Here is a 16,301-nt window from a genome sequence, read left to right on the forward strand (position 1 = left end):
CGAGGGTCGCCCCTCGCAAGGCCGCGCTGTGCCGGTGCGACTCTCCGGCCGAGGCCGCCCGACGGATCGCGAAGCCGGGCCGGGCTTGGCTGCCCGCCCGGCTGACCTGCGGAAACTCGGGGAACGAGCGGGTCGGCCGACCACAGCCGACCCCCTCTGCGCCTGAGCGCCCGAGCCCACAGGTGTGCACGGACCCTCGGGCGTAGGCTCGGACCCAGGCACGTTTCGCAATCAAGGCATAGAGGATCACCCATGGAGCTCGGTCTCGTCGGTCTCGGCAAGATGGGCGGCAACATGCGCGAGCGCATCCGCCGCGCAGGCCACACCGTCATCGGATACGACCGCAATCCTGACCTCGGGGATGTCCACAGCCTCAAGGAGCTTGTGGATTCCCTTCCGGCCCCGCGCGTCGTCTGGGTCATGGTCCCGGCCGGCGCCGCGACGCAGTCCACCGTCGACGAGCTCGGTGAGCTGCTCTCCCCCGGCGACATCGTCGTCGACGGCGGCAACAGCCGCTGGACGGACGACGAGAAGCACGCCGAGGAGCTCGCGGCCAAGGGCATCGGCTTCGTGGACTGCGGCGTCTCCGGCGGCGTCTGGGGCCTGGAGAACGGCTACGCCCTGATGTACGGCGGCGACGCCGCGAACGTCGCGCGGGTCCAGCCGATTTTCGACGCGCTCAAGCCCGAGGGCGAGTTCGGCTCCGTCCACGCGGGCAAGGTCGGCGCGGGCCACTTCGCCAAGATGGTCCACAACGGCATCGAGTACGCCATGATGCAGGCCTACGCCGAGGGCTGGGAGCTGCTGGAGAAGGTCGACTCCGTCACCGACGTCCGCGAGGTCTTCCGCAGCTGGCAGGAGGGCACGGTCATCCGTTCCTGGCTGCTCGACCTGGCCGTCAACGCCCTGGACGACGACGAGCACCTGGACAAGCTGCGGGGCTACGCCGCGGACTCCGGCGAGGGCCGCTGGACGGTCGAGGCGGCGATCGACAACGCGGTGCCGCTGCCCGCGATCACCGCGTCGCTCTTCGCCCGCTTCGCGTCCCGCCAGGACGACTCCCCGCAGATGAAGATGATCGCCGCGCTGCGCAACCAGTTCGGCGGCCACGCGGTCGAGAACAAGTAGCAACAAGCAGCAGCCGGGAGAGGTCGGCGCCACCCATGCATGTATCGCATCTGTCGCTGGCCGACTTCCGCTCGTACGCCCGGGTCGAGGTCCCGCTCGACCCGGGCGTCACGGCCTTCGTCGGGCCCAACGGCCAGGGCAAGACCAACCTCGTCGAGGCGGTCGGCTATCTGGCGACGCTCGGCAGCCACCGGGTCTCGTCCGACGCCCCCCTGGTGCGGATGGGCGCGGACCGCGCGATCGTCCGTGCCGCGGTCGTCCAGGGCGAGCGGCAGCAGCTGATAGAGCTGGAGCTCAACCCGGGCCGCGCGAACCGCGCCCGGATCAACCGCTCCTCCCAGGTCAGACCCCGCGACGTGCTCGGCATCGTGCGCACCGTCCTGTTCGCCCCCGAGGACCTGGCGCTGGTCAAGGGCGACCCGGGCGAGCGCCGCCGCTTCCTGGACGAGCTGGTCACCGCGCGCTCGCCCCGGATGGCGGGCGTGCGCTCCGACTACGACCGGGTCCTCAAGCAGCGCAACACCCTGCTGAAGAGCGCCGCCATGGCGCGTCGGCACGGCGGCCGCGGCCTGGACCTCTCCACCCTCGACATCTGGGACCAGCACCTGGCCCGCGCCGGCGCCGAACTGCTGGCGCAGCGCCTCGACTTGATCGCCACGCTGCTGCCGTTGGCCGACAAGGCGTACGAACAGCTGGCGCCCGGCGGCGGCCCGGTCGCGTTCGAGTACCGCGGCCCCGCGGCCATCGAGGGCGCCCACACCCGCGAGGAGCTGTACGAGGCGCTGCTCGTCGCGCTCGCGGAGGTCCGCAAGCAGGAGATCGAGCGCGGGGTGACGCTGGTCGGCCCGCACCGCGACGAACTGCTGCTCAACCTCGGCAGGCTGCCCGCCAAGGGCTACGCGAGCCACGGCGAGTCCTGGTCGTACGCGCTGGCGCTCCGGCTGGCCTCGTACGACCTGCTGCGCTCCGAGGGCAACGAGCCGGTCCTGGTGCTCGACGACGTCTTCGCGGAGCTGGACGCCCGGCGCCGGGAGCGGCTGGCCGAGCTGGTGGCGCCGGGTGAACAGGTGCTGGTGACCGCCGCGGTGGACGACGACGTCCCGGGCGTGCTGGTGGGGGCGCGGTACGCGGTCTCGGAAGGCACGGTGGAACGCCTGTGAGCGACGACCGGGAGAAGCCGAAGACCCCCGAGCCCTCCGGGGTGGATCTGGCGCGGGTGGCGCTGCGCGCCGCGAAGGAGCAGGCGCGGGCGCGGGGCAACGCGGTGCAGCAGAAGAAGCAGGCGCGCCGCGGCGGTCTGCGCTCCGGCGCGCGGGCGGACGGCCGGGACCCGCTGCCGCTGGGCGCCGCGATCAACCGGCTGATCACCGAGCGCGGCTGGGAGACGCCCGCCGCGGTGGGCGGGGTGATGGGGCGCTGGCCGCAGATGGTGGGGCCGGACATCGCGCTGCACTGCGAGCCGCAGAAGTACGACGAGGACGCCCGGGTACTGACCGTGCAGTGCGACTCGACGGCGTGGGCGACCCAGCTGAGGCTGCTGGCGCCCACGTTGGTGGCCCGGCTGAACGAGGACCTGGGCCAGGGCACCGTGAAGACGATCAAGGTGCTGGGGCCGGGCGGTCCGGGCCGCCGGTACGGACCGCTGCGCGCTCCCGGGAGCACCGGTCCGGGCGACACCTACGGGTGATCCGGTGCGTCGCGCTGACGTCTGCCGGGGCCGTGCGGGTGGCCTGGGCACTCGTGTCGTACGGGCGATTTGTGCTGCCAGTTGACCGAGCGGCCGCTCACGGTAGCGGGCGGTTGACAGCCGGAAGCGCTGAGTGCCGCTGTGAGCCTCTTGGGGGCCGGGCCTACATATAGGGAGTCGGCTGATGCCGGTTCAGGGCGGCACATGAGGACTCAGGCACCGCCAAACCCCCATTCATGTCAGTGCTACCGGTAGACTGGTGACAATCCCGCCGGTTCGCGGGACACGTCGACCAACGCAGAACGACGCAGCCGCTCCTGCCTGCCCCGGGTGGGGTCTCCCCGCCGTAGGCGGGGGAAGGCCTGTGCTGTGCCAGAAAGGGCGCTTCGTGGCCGATTCCGGCAACCCCAACGAGAACATCCCTTCCATGAGCGAGGACGCCCCGATGGGCGTCCCCTCGGCTGAGACGTCGTACGACGCCAGCGCGATCACCGTTCTGGAAGGTCTGGACGCGGTCCGCAAGCGGCCCGGCATGTACATCGGTTCCACCGGTGAGCGCGGCCTGCACCACCTCGTGTACGAGGTCGTGGACAACTCCGTCGACGAGGCCCTGGCCGGCCACGCGGACACCATCGACGTGACGATCCTCCCCGACGGCGGCGTCCGCGTCGTCGACAACGGCCGCGGCATCCCGGTCGGCATCGTCCCCTCGGAGGGGAAGCCCGCCGTCGAGGTCGTGCTGACCGTGCTGCACGCGGGCGGCAAGTTCGGCGGCGGCGGCTACGCCGTCTCCGGTGGTCTGCACGGCGTCGGCGTCTCCGTGGTCAACGCACTGTCGACGCGTGTCGCCGTCGAGGTCAGGACGGACGGCTTCCGCTGGACCCAGGACTACAAGCTGGGCGTCCCCACGGCCCCGCTGCAGAAGAACGAGGCGACCGACGAGACCGGCACCTCGGTCACCTTCTGGGCCGACGGTGACATCTTCGAGACCACCGAGTATTCCTTCGAGACGCTGTCCCGGCGCTTCCAGGAGATGGCGTTCCTCAACAAGGGCCTCACCATCTCGCTCACGGACGAGCGCCAGGACCACGTGGACGAGGAGGGCAAGCCTCTCACCGTCCGCTACCACTACGAGGGCGGCATCTCCGACTTCGTCACGTACCTCAACTCCCGCAAGGGCGAACTGATCCACCCCACGGTGATCTCGTTCGAGTCCGAGGACAAGGAGCGGATGCTCTCCCTCGAGGTCGCGATGCAGTGGAACACCCAGTACAGCGAGGGTGTCTACAGCTTCGCCAACACCATCCACACCCACGAGGGCGGTACGCACGAAGAGGGCTTCCGCGCGGCGCTGACGGGTCTGATCAACCGCTATGCGCGCGACAAGAAGCTGCTCCGCGAGAAGGACGACAACCTCACGGGCGACGACATCCGCGAGGGTCTGACGGCGATCATCTCCGTCAAGCTGGGCGAGCCGCAGTTCGAGGGCCAGACCAAGACCAAGCTGGGCAACACGGAGGCGAAGACCTTCGTGCAGAAGGTCGTCCACGAGCAGCTCACGGACTGGCTGGACCGCAACCCCAACGAGGCGTCGGACATCATCCGCAAGTCCATCCAGGCGGCCACCGCCCGGGTGGCGGCCCGCAAGGCGCGCGATCTCACCCGCCGCAAGGGCCTGCTGGAGACGGCGTCGCTGCCGGGCAAGCTCTCCGACTGCCAGTCGAACGAGCCCGCCAAGTGCGAGATCTTCATCGTCGAGGGTGACTCCGCCGGTGGTTCGGCCAAGTCCGGCCGCAACCCGCAGTACCAGGCGATCCTCCCGATCCGCGGCAAGATCCTCAACGTCGAGAAGGCCCGGATCGACAAGATCCTGCAGAACACCGAGATCCAGGCGCTGATCTCCGCGTTCGGCACGGGTGTGCACGAGGACTTCGACATCTCGAAGCTCCGCTACCACAAGATCATCCTGATGGCGGACGCCGACGTCGACGGCCAGCACATCAACACCCTGCTGCTCACCTTCCTCTTCCGCTTTATGCGCCCCCTGGTCGAGGCCGGTCACGTCTACCTCTCCCGCCCCCCGCTGTACAAGATCAAGTGGGGCCGGGACGACTTCGAGTACGCCTACTCCGACCGCGAGCGCGACGCGCTCATCCAGCTCGGCCGGGAGAACGGCAAGCGGATCAAGGACGACTCGGTCCAGCGCTTCAAGGGTCTCGGTGAGATGAACGCCGAGGAGCTGCGCGTCACCACCATGGACGTCGACCACCGTGTGCTCGGCCAGGTCACCCTGGACGACGCCGCGCAGGCGGACGACCTGTTCTCGGTGCTCATGGGCGAGGACGTCGAGGCACGGCGCTCCTTCATCCAGCGCAACGCCAAGGACGTCCGCTTCCTCGACATCTGAGCCCTGTCGGCCCACGAGAAACAGCCGCAGCGCGAAAGGACTTTGAACAGCAATGGCCGACGAGAACCCTGAGACCCCCACCGCCCCCGTGCCCGAGGTGACCCCCGAGGGCACCCCCGCCCCGCTGGAGGGCGTCGGGATGCGTGTCGAGCCCGTCGGGCTCGAGACCGAGATGCAGCGCTCGTACCTCGACTACGCGATGAGCGTGATCGTCTCGCGTGCGCTCCCCGACGTGCGGGACGGCCTCAAGCCGGTGCACCGCCGCGTGCTCTACGCGATGTACGACGGCGGCTACCGGCCCGAGAAGGGCTTCTACAAGTGCGCCCGCGTCGTCGGTGACGTCATGGGTACGTACCACCCGCACGGTGACGCCTCCATCTACGACGCCCTCGTCCGCCTGGCCCAGCCGTGGGCGATGCGGATGCCGCTGGTGGACTCCAACGGCAACTTCGGCTCCCCGGGCAACGACCCGGCCGCCGCCATGCGTTACACCGAGTGCAAGATGGCGCCGCTGTCCATGGAGATGGTCCGGGACATCGACGAGGAGACCGTCGACTTCCAGGACAACTACGACGGCCGCAACCAGGAGCCGACGGTCCTGCCGTCGCGCATCCCCAACCTGCTGGTGAACGGCTCCGCGGGCATCGCGGTCGGCATGGCCACCAACATCCCGCCGCACAACCTGCGCGAGGTCGCCGAGGGCGCCCAGTGGTTCCTGGCCAACCCCGAGGCCACGTCCGAGGAGCTGCTCGACGCGCTGATCGAGCGGATCAAGGGCCCCGACTTCCCGACCGGCGCCCTCGTGGTGGGCCGCAAGGGCATCGAGGAGGCCTACCGCACCGGCCGCGGTTCGATCACCATGCGCGCGGTGGTCGAGGTCGAGGAGATCCAGAACCGCCAGTGCCTGGTGGTCACCGAACTGCCCTACCAGACCAACCCGGACAACCTCGCGCAGAAGATCGCCGACCTGGTGAAGGACGGCCGGATCGGCGGTATCGCCGACGTCCGCGACGAGACCTCCTCCCGTACGGGCCAGCGCCTGGTCATCGTCCTCAAGCGGGACGCGGTCGCCAAGGTCGTCCTCAACAACCTCTACAAGCACACCGATCTCCAGACCAACTTCGGCGCGAACATGCTGGCGCTGGTCGACGGCGTGCCGCGCACCCTGTCGCTGGACGCGTTCATCCGCAACTGGGTCACGCACCAGGTCGAGGTCATCGTCCGGCGCACCCGCTTCCGGCTGCGCAAGGCGGAGGAGCGCGCCCACATCCTGCGCGGTCTGCTCAAGGCCCTCGACGCGATCGACGAGGTCATCGCGCTGATCCGGCGCAGCGACACGGTCGACGTCGCCCGCACGGGCCTGATGGGCCTGCTGCAGATCGACGAGATCCAGGCGAACGCGATCCTGGAGATGCAGCTGCGCCGCCTGGCCGCCCTGGAGCGCCAGAAGATCATGGCGGAGCACGACGAGCTCCAGGCGAAGATCGACGAGTACAACGCGATCCTGGCCTCCCCGGAGCGCCAGCGCGGGATCATCAGCGAGGAACTGACCGCGATCGTCGAGAAGTTCGGCGAGGACCGGCGTTCCGCACTGGTGCCCTTCGACGGTGACATGTCCATCGAGGACCTCATCGCCGAGGAGGACATCGTCGTCACCATCTCGCGCGGCGGCTACGTCAAGCGCACCAAGACCGACGACTACCGCTCGCAGAAGCGCGGCGGCAAGGGCGTCCGGGGCACGAAGCTCAAGGAAGACGACATCGTCGACCACTTCTTCGTCTCCACCACGCACCACTGGCTGCTCTTCTTCACCAACAAGGGCCGGGTCTACCGCGCCAAGGCGTACGAGCTGCCGGACGCCGGCCGGGACGCCCGCGGCCAGCACGTGGCCAACCTGCTGGCCTTCCAGCCGGACGAGAAGATCGCCCAGATCCTCGCCATCCGGGACTACGAGGCGGCGCCCTACCTGGTGCTGGCCACCAAGTCGGGCCTGGTGAAGAAGACTTCGCTCAAGGACTACGACTCGCCGCGCTCCGGCGGTGTCATCGCGATCAACCTCCGTGAGACGGAGAGCGGCGGTGAGGACGAGCTGATCGGTGCCGAGCTGGTCTCCGCCGAGGACGATCTGCTGCTGATCAGCAAGAAGGCGCAGTCCATCCGGTTCACCGCATCGGATGAAGCGCTCCGGCCGATGGGCCGCGCGACGTCGGGCGTCAAGGGCATGAGCTTCCGCGAGGGCGACGAGCTGCTCTCGATGAACGTGGTCCGGGCCGGTACGTACGTGTTCACCGCCACCGACGGCGGCTACGCGAAGCGCTCGAAGGTCGACGAGTACCGGGTGCAGGGCCGCGGCGGCCTCGGTATCAAGGCGGCCAAGATCGTGGAGGATCGGGGCTCACTGGTCGGCGCGCTGGTGGTCGAGGAGACCGACGAGATCCTCGCCATCACGCTCGGCGGTGGCGTCATTCGCACCCGGGTCAACGAGGTGCGGGAGACAGGCCGTGACACCATGGGCGTTCAGCTGATCAACTTGGGCAAGCGCGACGCCGTCGTGGGTATCGCGCGAAACGCCGAGGCCGGTCGCGAGGCTGAAGAGGTCGACGAGTTGACCGACGCAGCCGAGGGCGACGGCCCCCAGACGACCGCGGGCGCGGAGCCCCAGGTCGAGGACACCGAGGAGTAAGTCGTGAGTCGAGCCACGGGCGCCGCGGCAAGCGGTGCGGGTGCCAAGCCCAGAACCGCCGCCCCTGCCGCTGATACCACCGGCGCCCGTGGCTCCGGCACGCCCGGGGCCGACTCCACGTCCAAGGGGGGGACTGTGACGGACACCCGCGACCCGAAGCCCTACCACCCGCCGAAGGCGTACGAGCCGCCGGCGGAGGGTTCCGCTTCGGGTTCCGGTTCCACGAGCTCCAAGGGGTCGAAGGAGGGCAGGGCGGCGAAGACCGCCAAGCCCGTGGCCGAGGAGACCGAGAAGGGCACCGCCGAGGAGACTCCGGCGCCCGCGCCCAAGGCGGCGAAGGCCGCCAAGGCCGTCAAGGACGTCAAGAGCGCCGCGGCCCCCGAGGGCCCGGCCAAGGCGCCGCAGGCCGCCCAGCGGGCCGGGGAGGCCCCGCAGCAGGCACGGGTGCCGCGCCCGGCGGGTCCCGCGGCCCCCGCGCCCGCCGCCCGCCCGGCGCCGCGCACGCGCAAGGCACGGCTGCGGGTGGCCAAGGCCGACCCGTGGTCGGTGATGAAGGTCAGCTTCCTGCTGTCCATCGCGCTGGGCGTGTGCACGATCGTGGCGGCCGCCGTGCTGTGGACGGTCATGGACGCCATGGGCGTCTTCTCGACCGTCGGCGGCACCATCAGCGATGCCACCTCCAGTGAGGGCGGCGGCTTCGACCTGCAGTCCTTCCTGTCCCTCCCGAACGTCCTCCTCTTCACGACGGTCATCGCCGTGATCGACGTGGTGCTGGCGACCGCGCTGGCGACCCTGGGGGCCTTCGTCTACAACCTGTCGGCGGGCTTCGTCGGCGGTGTGGAGCTGACCCTCGCCGAGGACGAATAACGGTGATCGGCACCGGGGGCCCGGACGATTTTGGGACTGGGCCCCAAGTGCGCTAATCTTTCGGTGTCGCGCGGGGCTATAGCTCAGACGGTTAGAGCGCTTCCCTGATAAGGAAGAGGCCACAGGTTCAAGTCCTGTTAGCCCCACCGCACGATCGGCCCGGACGGAGAATTCTCCGTCCGGGCCGATCTGTTTTCCGTGGTGGGGGAGTTGGGCCCGGCCGGTCGCGGAAAGTGGACCCGGCACAGGTCACCGATCGGTATCGGCCGGTGTGTATCATCGGCCACCAGAGGTCCCCTTACGTCAAGGAAAGACGAGGTCGCGCGGTGAAGAAGCTCCTCCTGGTCGCACTGGCCGCCATCGGCGGGCTCCTCGTGTACCGCCAGATCCAGGCGGATCGCGCCGAGCAGGACCTGTGGACGGAGGCGACCGACTCCGTGCCCGCAGGTTCGGGTGTGTAAAACAAAAGAGTCCTGAAGCAGGGTCCCGGCCGCCGACGCGGCCGGGACCCTGTTTTTGCTTGTGCAAATAAAATGATTGCGAACGTGAATCAGCTCGCGGTCAGCGCCCAGATGCCGATCGCGAGGCAGAGCAGCGCGACGATCAGCACGGGAACGGCGACCTTCGCCGGGGGCGGCGGGACCCTGCGATGTGCCGCCGCTGGCGGGCGGTGGAGGCGCGGTACGGGCGTGGGCGGGTGCGTGGGCGCCGGGGGCACGTAACCGGGCAGCGGCCGGTGGGTGGGCGTGGGAGGCGTCGCCCAGGTGCCTTCGAGGTGTGCGGCGGCTCCGGTGCTCCCAGGGCCGCCGTCGCCTCCGGCGGCGCCTCCGCCGTCGCCTCCGCCGTCGCCTCCGGCGGCGCATGTGGGGCCGTCGGGGCCGAACCCCGGTGGCAGGGGCCCGAGATGGTCGAAGACCTCGATCGGTTCGTCGGCCGGCCCCGGCCCCGTCATCAGCTCCAGGGCCTCCGCCAGGGCCTTGCGCGCCCCCGTGGCGGTACGGAACCGCATGCGCGGATCGGGCTGCAGCAGCCCCGCGAGCACCTGCCAGAGCGGTTCCGGTACCTCTTCCGGTGCGGTCGGCGTGCCCTGTTCCAGGAAGCGCTGTACGAGGGCCTCCGCGTCGGGTTTGCAGCCCGTCAGGAGGTACAGGGCCATCAGCCCGACGGCGAAGAGATCCGCGGGGAAGTCGGGTTCGTCGCCCAGCATTTGCTCGGGGGCGAAATAACCGGGCGTGCCCATCACGTAGTTGGTGTCCGTGAGCCTTGGCTCGCCCTTGCGCATGGCGATGCCGAAGTCGGAGAGGCGTACGTGCGGGCGGCCCGTACCGGTCGCCTCCAGAAGGACGTTGGCCGGCTTGATGTCCCGGTGCACCACACCCTCCGTGTGCACCGCGGACAGGCCCGACAGCAGCTGGTCGAGCACCGTGCACACGAAATGCGGCGGTAAGGGGCCGTAGTCGCCGATGAGGTGGGCCAGCGAACCGCCGCGCACCACGTCCATGGTGAACAGCACCTTGTCGTCGTCCGCGGCCCAGCTCCTGGGCGCCAGCACATGGGGATGGTCGATCCGCATACCCTGCTCGCGGACGAACCTCAGCAGGGTGTGGGCATCGCTCTGCTGAAGCACCTTCGCCGCCACGTAGCGCCGCCTGCGGTGGTCCCAGGCCCGCCAGACGGCGCCCACCCCGCCCCGCCCGATCGGGTCGACCAGCTCGTACCGCCCCGCGAAGACCTCACCCATCGCGTCGGCGTCGGTCAGTTCTGGTGCGCCTCGTAGTGGGCGACCGCCTCGGCGGTCCGCCCGGCGCCGTAGACCCGCAGGAATTCGGCGAGTTCGGGGTGGGTCGGGGCGAGGGTCTGCGCGGCGTCGATGATGTCCCCGGCGCCCGCCACCGAGCGCAGCAGCGACTGGATCTCCCGCACCACGCGCCGCACGGTCGGTGCGCCGCTGCTGGCCGTGGTCTGCGTGGAGTTGAGGACGGAGCCGCCGGAGCTCTTCTTGACCTCCTCCATCCGGTCGGCGGCCTCGGCGGCGCTCACGCTGCCGTCGGCGACCTGGCCCGCGAGTTCCTGGAGGGCCTGCACCCGCTGCACCACCGCCGGGTTGCCGATCTTCGCCCGCTGACCGCTCATCAACTGCGAGAGCATGGGCGCGGACAGCCCGAGCACGGAGGCGAGCCGGGCCTGGTTGAGCCCGAGGTCGTCGATGAGACGGCGGAACAGCGCCCCCAGGGGCTCTCCGTACCAGCTCCGCTGGAGCTCCCGTGCGCGGGCGGTGGCTTCCTGCTGTGCTGCGTCCATCTGGCTCTCCCCTTCGCTTCGCTGCCGCGAATCTTGCGGTGCATCCTACGGAGAGTGCCGGGCCCCGGCGATACCCGGTCGGGAAAGGGTGCCGGTACCGGGTATCCTGAGCGGCGAAGGGGCCTTAGCTCAGTTGGTAGAGCGCCGTCTTTGCATGGCGGATGTCAGGAGTTCGAATCTCCTAGGCTCCACAGGAAAAGCCGCAGGGCGGGAGATCATCGATCTCCCGCCCTGCGGCTTCTGCGTTGCCGAGCGACCGTCCGCGCTGGTCCGCGCTGGTCCGTGCCGGTCGTCGCTGGTCAGCGCTGGTCGTCGCGGTCCTCCAAGGCGTCCTCCGCGAAGTCCTCCCGGTCCTGCTTGGCCTGTACCTCGGGGTCGAGGTCGCCCGCGCTGCCGTCCACCGAGGCCAGCGGGGTCCGGTCGGCGACCTCGGTCGGGGCGGGCGGCTCGACGAGCCAGTCGGGGTTGGCCTGCTTGTCCCACCACCTCCAGGCGGCGTACGCGCCACCGGCGAGCAGCCCGAGCAGAGCGAACCGCTTGGCGAACCGCCCCGTACGGGAGCGGCGGTCGCGCCGGGTCACCAGCTTCTCGATCTCCGCGGCGGACACCTGGCCGCGCAGCGCGGCGAGGGCGGCGGCGCCCCGGGCGACGGCCTCGTCGCGCACGGGCTCCGCGGCGGCGCGGGCCTGCACGACCTTCGGCCCCGCGTACTCGGCGGCCTGCCGGGCGGCCTTGCGGGTGCGCGCGGCGGCCCGGACGGCGGCCTCGTCGACCTTGGGGGGCAGGGCGTCACGGGCGTGCTCGAGGCGGGGATGGAGGTGCGTGTCGTACTGCGAACGGGCCTGGTGGGCGGCCTCGACGACCTTGGGCGCGAGGCGGGAGCGGGTTTCGTGCGCGTAGTGCACGGCGGCGTCCTTGGCCGTGCCGGCGTAGGGTGCCACCACTTCCGCGGCGTGCCGCACGCTGTCCTTCGCCGTGCCGGCCGCGGCGCGCACGCTGTCTTTGCGGGTCACGAGATCCTCCTCCTCGGTGGCGTATGTTTTGTCGCCTTTCCACCCAGTGGAAAATCATGCCTGTCGGTGGGTGGTCCGGCATGTGCGAGCGGGCATCCGGGTCATCGAGGGGTGCTCCGGCGCGGGCACAGCCGGTGAACGCCCGCAGGCATCGAAGGGCACTGAGAGGGCATCAGCGGGTTACGAAGAGCTCCGGTCGACAATGCCACGATTTCGCGCCGCGCGCGGGTGTTTGCCCGCTACTCGCCGCGAAGCCGTCCGTGCAAGGATCGGTAGCCGCCAGAGCAGACTTATGGAAGGTAGAACGTGGCCGAGCAGTTGTACGCCACCCTGAAGACGAACCAGGGCGACATCGAGATCCGGCTGCTGCCGGACCACGCGCCCAAGACGGTGCGGAACTTCGTGGAGCTCGCCAAGGGCGAGCGTGAGTGGGTCAACCCGCGGACGGGTGAGAAGTCCGCGGACAAGCTGTACGACGGCACGGTCTTCCACCGCGTCATCAAGGGCTTCATGATCCAGGGCGGTGACCCGTTGGGCAACGGCACCGGCGGTCCGGGTTACACCTTCGCGGACGAGTTCCACCCCGACCTCGCCTTCGCCAAGCCCTATCTGCTGGCCATGGCCAACGCCGGGCCGGGCACCAACGGCTCGCAGTTCTTCATCACGGTGGCGCCCACCACGTGGCTGTACCGCAAGCACACGATCTTCGGCGAGGTGAGCGGCGAGGCGTCCAAGAAGGTCGTGGACGCCATCGCGGCCGCGGAGACCAACGCGCGCACCGAGCGCCCGGTGAACGACGTCGTCATCGAGTCGGTCGTCGTCGAGTCCCGCAAGGGCTGATGTCACCCCCCGGGGCCCGGCCTTCACCCTTCCGAGACGCGGCTTCCGGGAACCCGGCGCCCCGCCCGTCCGTATGACGGGCGGGGCCGCGCGTCACCGACAGGCCCGCCCGTGACAGGCGCAAGGGGAACGCATGAACGACCAGGCTCTCGGCTGCTACCGGCACCCGGACCGGGAGGCAGGCGTCCGCTGCACCCGCTGTGATCGGCTCATCTGCCCACAGTGCATGGTCAGCGCGGCGGTCGGCTTCCAGTGCCCGGAGTGCGTCGGCGGCCATGCGCCGGGCGCGGGCCAGGGCGCTCCTCCGCCGCGGGCGGCCGTGCCCCGCACGATCGCGGGCGGCGCGCACACCACCGACCCCCGCCTGGTGACCAAGATCCTGCTGGGCCTCAATGTGGCCGTGTGGGTGGCGGTGCTGCTCGTCGGCGACCGGCTCGTGGACGACCTGGAGCTGTTCGGCAGGGCGCGGCTGACCTACGGCGGCCCGGTGGAGGGCGTCGCGGAGGGCCAGTGGTACCGCCTGCTGACGTCGATGTTCCTGCACCAGGCGCCGATGCACATCGCCTTCAACATGCTCTCGCTGTGGTGGCTCGGCCCCCCGCTGGAGGCCGCGCTGGGCCGCGCACGCTATCTGGCCCTCTATATGCTGTCCGGCCTCGGCGGCGCCGCGCTGACCTTCCTGATCGCCGATCCGACGCAGCCCTCGCTCGGCGCCTCCGGCGCGGTCTTCGGCCTGCTGGGCGCGACGGCCGTGCTGATGCGGCGCCTCAACTACGACATGCGGCCCGTCGTCGCGCTGCTCGTGCTCAACCTGATCTTCACCTTCGCCTGGGCCAACATCGCCTGGCAGGCCCACATCGGCGGCCTGGTGGTGGGCACGGCGGTGGCGTACGGGCTGGTGCACGCGCCGCGCGAGAAGCGGGTACTGGTGCAGCGGCTGACCTGTGGGGCGGCGCTGCTGGTGATCGTGGGGGCCGTGGTCGTCAGGACGCTCCAGCTCGCCGGGTGATCTTCCACGGGGTGTCCCCCCGGGGCACCGGTGCTCCCCAGGTGGGAGGCCGGGATTCCGGGCGCCGCGCGGCAGGCCCCGGGCGGTGGCCCGGCCGTTTCCACGGTGGTTGTCCACAGCGCGTGCAGGATCTTGTGCATGCCGTGGGGAACAGGCGTCCGGCATTGCACAGGGCTACGTTTCCGCTGGAAGCGGCCCTGTGACGCGGACTACACCGTGCCGGTGATCAGTCACACCGGCGTCAATGACCCGGAAGTTATCCACAGATCTTCTGAGTTTTCCCCACTGTGGACGATGCTGTGGATAACTCCAGGGAAGGCTTCCCGGACGGCTTGCGCGAAGCCCTGCGCAGGCCCTACTTCCACTGCGTGGAGACCACGAATCCCGCCGCGATAAAGCCGAAACCGACCACGATGTTCCAGTTGTGCAGCGACTCGATCGGCATATCGCCACTGGTCACATAGAAGAGGACGATCCAGGCCAGCCCGATCAGGAACATCGCCAGCATCAGGGGTGCGACCCAGCCGCGGCCGCTGCTCAGCTTGATGTTCTGTTGCTGCTTCGCCGGCGGCGGCGTGAAGTCGTCCTTCTTGCGGATCCGTGACTTCGGCACGAGGAACTCTCCTGTCGATGCGCTGCGTGACCGCGCTGGGGATACAAAGGGCTGTCCGCCGAGTCGGGAAGCGCCGGGAACGCCACCTTCCCTCGGGCGTCCGTTAGCGTAGTGCTTCCGCGGCGTCGGAGAGGATAAGGGTACGTTGAGCAATTCTGCGGACTCCACCAGCACGCCTTCCCGGCGATTCCGGCCGGTCCGGCTGCTGACCGGCGGGGTCTTCGCGCTCGCGGGCCTCATCTTCTGGACCAGTTTCAACACCGCGCAGGGCACCAACATCCGCACCGACGACTCGATGCTGCGGCTGTCGGACCTCATTCAGGAGCGCAGCCGGAAGAACGCCGACCTCGACGAGAGCGCGGCGGGCATGCGCTCCCAGGTCGACGCCCTCGCCCGGCGCGACAACGGCAACAGCGCGGCGGAGAACCGGAAGCTCGCCGGGCTGGAGGCGGACGCGGGCACCCAGAAGATCGACGGCGCCGGTCTCACCGTCACCCTCACCGACGCCCCGCCCAACGCCACCCCCCGGATTCCCGGCGTGCCCGACCCGCAGCCGAACGACCTGGTGATCCATCAGCAGGACCTCCAGGCCGTCGTCAACGCCCTGTGGCAGGGCGGCGCCAAGGGCATCCAGGTCATGGACCAGCGGCTGATCTCCACCAGCGCCGTCCGCTGCGTCGGCAACACCCTCATCCTCCAGGGCCGCGTCTACTCCCCGCCGTACAAGGTGACTGCCGTCGGCGACCGCGGCGCGCTGCGCAAGGCCCTGGACGGTTCCCCAGCGATCCAGAACTACCTCCAGTACGTGACCGCGTACGGACTTGGCTGGAAAGTCGACCAGCACGACGCGGTGACTCTGCCCGGCTACTCGGGCACAGTGGATCTGCACTACGCCAAGCCCATGGGGTAACCCGGGAGGGGGTCGGCCGGTGGGAGCGAGGGCCGTCGTCCGGACACTCAGCGAACTGTGCGTCACCATCGGCACCCTGATCGTCCTGCTGGTGGTCTATGTCCTCTACTGGACCGGCGTGCGCGCGGACAGCGCGATGGACAGCGAGATGAACCGCCTCCACGAGAGGTGGGCGGGCGCCGCCGTACCCCAGCGGCCGGCGGGACAGGGCGCCGACGCCGCTGTCGGCACGGGACAGGGCGGCGCGACAGCGGCCCCCCGGGCCGCGGCACCCGGCCCGGGAGCGCGTGCCGGAACGGTTCCGCAGAAGCCGCGCTACACACCCGGCGACTCCTTCGCCGTCATGTACATCCCGCGCCTGGGCTCCGGCTGGGCCAAGCCCGTGCTCCAGGGCACCGGGACCGAGGTGCTGAAGCGGGGCCTCGGGCACTACGACCGGACCGCGCGGCCGGGCGAGACCGGCAACTTCGCGGTCGCGGGCCACCGCAGGACGTACGGCGACCCCTTCAAGGACCTCCCCGAACTGCGCGCCGGGGACGCGGTGGTGCTGACCGACGGGACGACGTGGTTCACCTACCGCGTGGACGGCGCTCCTTATCGCACCCGCCCCGACGACACCGGCGTCATCGACCCCGTGCCCGCCGAGTCCGGCTACCGGGAGCCCGGCCGCTATCTCACCCTCACCACCTGCGAACCGGAGTGGGGCCACAGCCACCGGCTGATCGTCTGGGCACATCTGGACGCCACGGCCCCGGTCGCGGAGGGTAAGCCCAAGGCTTTGCTCAGCTGACCCACCGGCCCCCTCCGCTCCCCTTAGTCTGGTGCTGAAAATCGCTAACCGAC

Annotated in this window: 15 protein-coding genes and 2 tRNA genes; 13 read left to right on the forward strand and 4 right to left on the reverse strand. The window is 70.0% G+C overall.

What is annotated here, in order from left to right; all coding sequences use genetic code 11:
- Positions 1-252 precede the first annotated feature (252 nt).
- The 8 genes from gnd to ACWD4A_RS05125 all read left to right on the forward strand — a co-directional run bounded on the left by gnd (position 253) and on the right by ACWD4A_RS05125 (position 9,233).
- Complete coding sequence (gene gnd, locus ACWD4A_RS05090; RefSeq protein ID WP_451189675.1) at positions 253-1,128, forward strand: phosphogluconate dehydrogenase (NAD(+)-dependent, decarboxylating); 876 nt, start codon at positions 253-255, stop codon at positions 1,126-1,128.
- A 35-nt stretch (positions 1,129-1,163) separates the two neighbouring features.
- Positions 1,164-2,288 carry a DNA replication/repair protein RecF gene (recF, locus tag ACWD4A_RS05095; protein ID WP_451189677.1) on the forward strand — a complete coding sequence of 375 codons (1,125 nt, stop codon included), beginning with the start codon at positions 1,164-1,166 and terminating at the stop codon, positions 2,286-2,288.
- Positions 2,285-2,815: a DUF721 domain-containing protein gene (locus ACWD4A_RS05100; protein ID WP_451189679.1), complete on the forward strand. Its 531-nt coding sequence runs from the start codon at positions 2,285-2,287 to the stop codon at positions 2,813-2,815. The genes recF and ACWD4A_RS05100 overlap by 4 nt, the downstream gene beginning before the upstream one ends.
- Positions 2,816-3,179: 364 nt before the next feature.
- On the forward strand, positions 3,180-5,222 hold the full coding sequence (gene gyrB, locus ACWD4A_RS05105) for a DNA topoisomerase (ATP-hydrolyzing) subunit B (RefSeq protein ID WP_451189681.1): 2,043 nt from the start codon (positions 3,180-3,182) through the stop codon (positions 5,220-5,222).
- A gap of 52 nt (positions 5,223-5,274) precedes the next feature.
- Entirely contained in the window at positions 5,275-7,905 is a 2,631-nt protein-coding gene (gene gyrA / locus ACWD4A_RS05110; protein WP_451189684.1) for a DNA gyrase subunit A, read from the forward strand.
- Between the two features lie 3 nt (positions 7,906-7,908).
- Positions 7,909-8,772 (forward strand): DUF3566 domain-containing protein, encoded by an 864-nt coding sequence (locus tag ACWD4A_RS05115; protein ID WP_451189687.1) that lies wholly within the window; start codon positions 7,909-7,911, stop codon positions 8,770-8,772.
- A 72-nt stretch (positions 8,773-8,844) separates the two neighbouring features.
- A tRNA-Ile gene (locus ACWD4A_RS05120) sits at positions 8,845-8,918 on the forward strand.
- 180 nt (positions 8,919-9,098) lie between these two features.
- Positions 9,099-9,233: a DLW-39 family protein gene (locus ACWD4A_RS05125; RefSeq protein WP_003958712.1), complete on the forward strand. Its 135-nt coding sequence runs from the start codon at positions 9,099-9,101 to the stop codon at positions 9,231-9,233.
- Between the two features lie 89 nt (positions 9,234-9,322).
- Here ACWD4A_RS05125 and ACWD4A_RS05130 read toward each other — a convergent pair whose 3' ends face one another.
- Both ACWD4A_RS05130 and ACWD4A_RS05135 read right to left on the reverse strand, forming a co-directional pair.
- Complete coding sequence (locus ACWD4A_RS05130) at positions 9,323-10,513, reverse strand: serine/threonine-protein kinase (RefSeq protein WP_451189689.1); 1,191 nt, start codon at positions 10,511-10,513, stop codon at positions 9,323-9,325.
- A 14-nt stretch (positions 10,514-10,527) separates the two neighbouring features.
- Complete coding sequence (locus ACWD4A_RS05135; protein ID WP_451189692.1) at positions 10,528-11,073, reverse strand: helix-turn-helix domain-containing protein; 546 nt, start codon at positions 11,071-11,073, stop codon at positions 10,528-10,530.
- Positions 11,074-11,191: 118 nt separating this feature from the next.
- Here ACWD4A_RS05135 and ACWD4A_RS05140 point away from each other — a divergent pair.
- Positions 11,192-11,264: transfer RNA gene (locus ACWD4A_RS05140), tRNA-Ala, on the forward strand.
- A gap of 108 nt (positions 11,265-11,372) precedes the next feature.
- Here ACWD4A_RS05140 and ACWD4A_RS05145 read toward each other — a convergent pair.
- Positions 11,373-12,086, reverse strand: coding sequence for a DUF5324 family protein (locus ACWD4A_RS05145; RefSeq protein ID WP_451189694.1), 714 nt, complete (start codon positions 12,084-12,086; stop codon positions 11,373-11,375).
- A 306-nt stretch (positions 12,087-12,392) separates the two neighbouring features.
- Here ACWD4A_RS05145 and ACWD4A_RS05150 point away from each other — a divergent pair, with 306 nt between their 5' ends.
- On the forward strand, positions 12,393-12,926 hold the full coding sequence (locus tag ACWD4A_RS05150; protein WP_451189696.1) for a peptidylprolyl isomerase: 534 nt from the start codon (positions 12,393-12,395) through the stop codon (positions 12,924-12,926).
- A gap of 133 nt (positions 12,927-13,059) precedes the next feature.
- Positions 13,060-13,935: a rhomboid family intramembrane serine protease gene (locus tag ACWD4A_RS05155; RefSeq protein ID WP_451189698.1), complete on the forward strand. Its 876-nt coding sequence runs from the start codon at positions 13,060-13,062 to the stop codon at positions 13,933-13,935.
- Between the two features lie 355 nt (positions 13,936-14,290).
- On the opposite strand, the gene crgA is transcribed toward ACWD4A_RS05155, so the two are convergent.
- Complete coding sequence (crgA, locus tag ACWD4A_RS05160) at positions 14,291-14,548, reverse strand: cell division protein CrgA (RefSeq protein WP_451189700.1); 258 nt, start codon at positions 14,546-14,548, stop codon at positions 14,291-14,293.
- A 145-nt stretch (positions 14,549-14,693) separates the two neighbouring features.
- On the opposite strand from crgA, the gene ACWD4A_RS05165 reads away from it, so the two are divergent.
- Entirely contained in the window at positions 14,694-15,458 is a 765-nt protein-coding gene (locus tag ACWD4A_RS05165; RefSeq protein ID WP_451189702.1) for a DUF881 domain-containing protein, read from the forward strand.
- A gap of 19 nt (positions 15,459-15,477) precedes the next feature.
- Positions 15,478-16,248 (forward strand): class E sortase, encoded by a 771-nt coding sequence (locus ACWD4A_RS05170; RefSeq protein WP_451189703.1) that lies wholly within the window; start codon positions 15,478-15,480, stop codon positions 16,246-16,248.
- Positions 16,249-16,301 lie beyond the last annotated feature (53 nt).

Source organism: Streptomyces sp. NPDC002537 (assembly GCF_053594975.1).

Excerpts from the sequence above, each read along its gene's own strand:
- gyrA (WP_451189684.1), top strand. The coding sequence starts at position 5,275 with ATGGCCGACGAGAACCCTGAGACCCCCACCGCCCCCGTGCCCGAGGTG.
- ACWD4A_RS05155 (WP_451189698.1), top strand. The coding sequence starts at position 13,060 with ATGAACGACCAGGCTCTCGGCTGCTACCGGCACCCGGACCGGGAGGCA.
- gnd (WP_451189675.1), top strand. The coding sequence starts at position 253 with ATGGAGCTCGGTCTCGTCGGTCTCGGCAAGATGGGCGGCAACATGCGC.
- ACWD4A_RS05135 (WP_451189692.1), bottom strand. The coding sequence starts at position 11,073 with ATGGACGCAGCACAGCAGGAAGCCACCGCCCGCGCACGGGAGCTCCAG.
- recF (WP_451189677.1), top strand. The coding sequence starts at position 1,164 with ATGCATGTATCGCATCTGTCGCTGGCCGACTTCCGCTCGTACGCCCGG.
- ACWD4A_RS05130 (WP_451189689.1), bottom strand. The coding sequence starts at position 10,513 with ATGGGTGAGGTCTTCGCGGGGCGGTACGAGCTGGTCGACCCGATCGGG.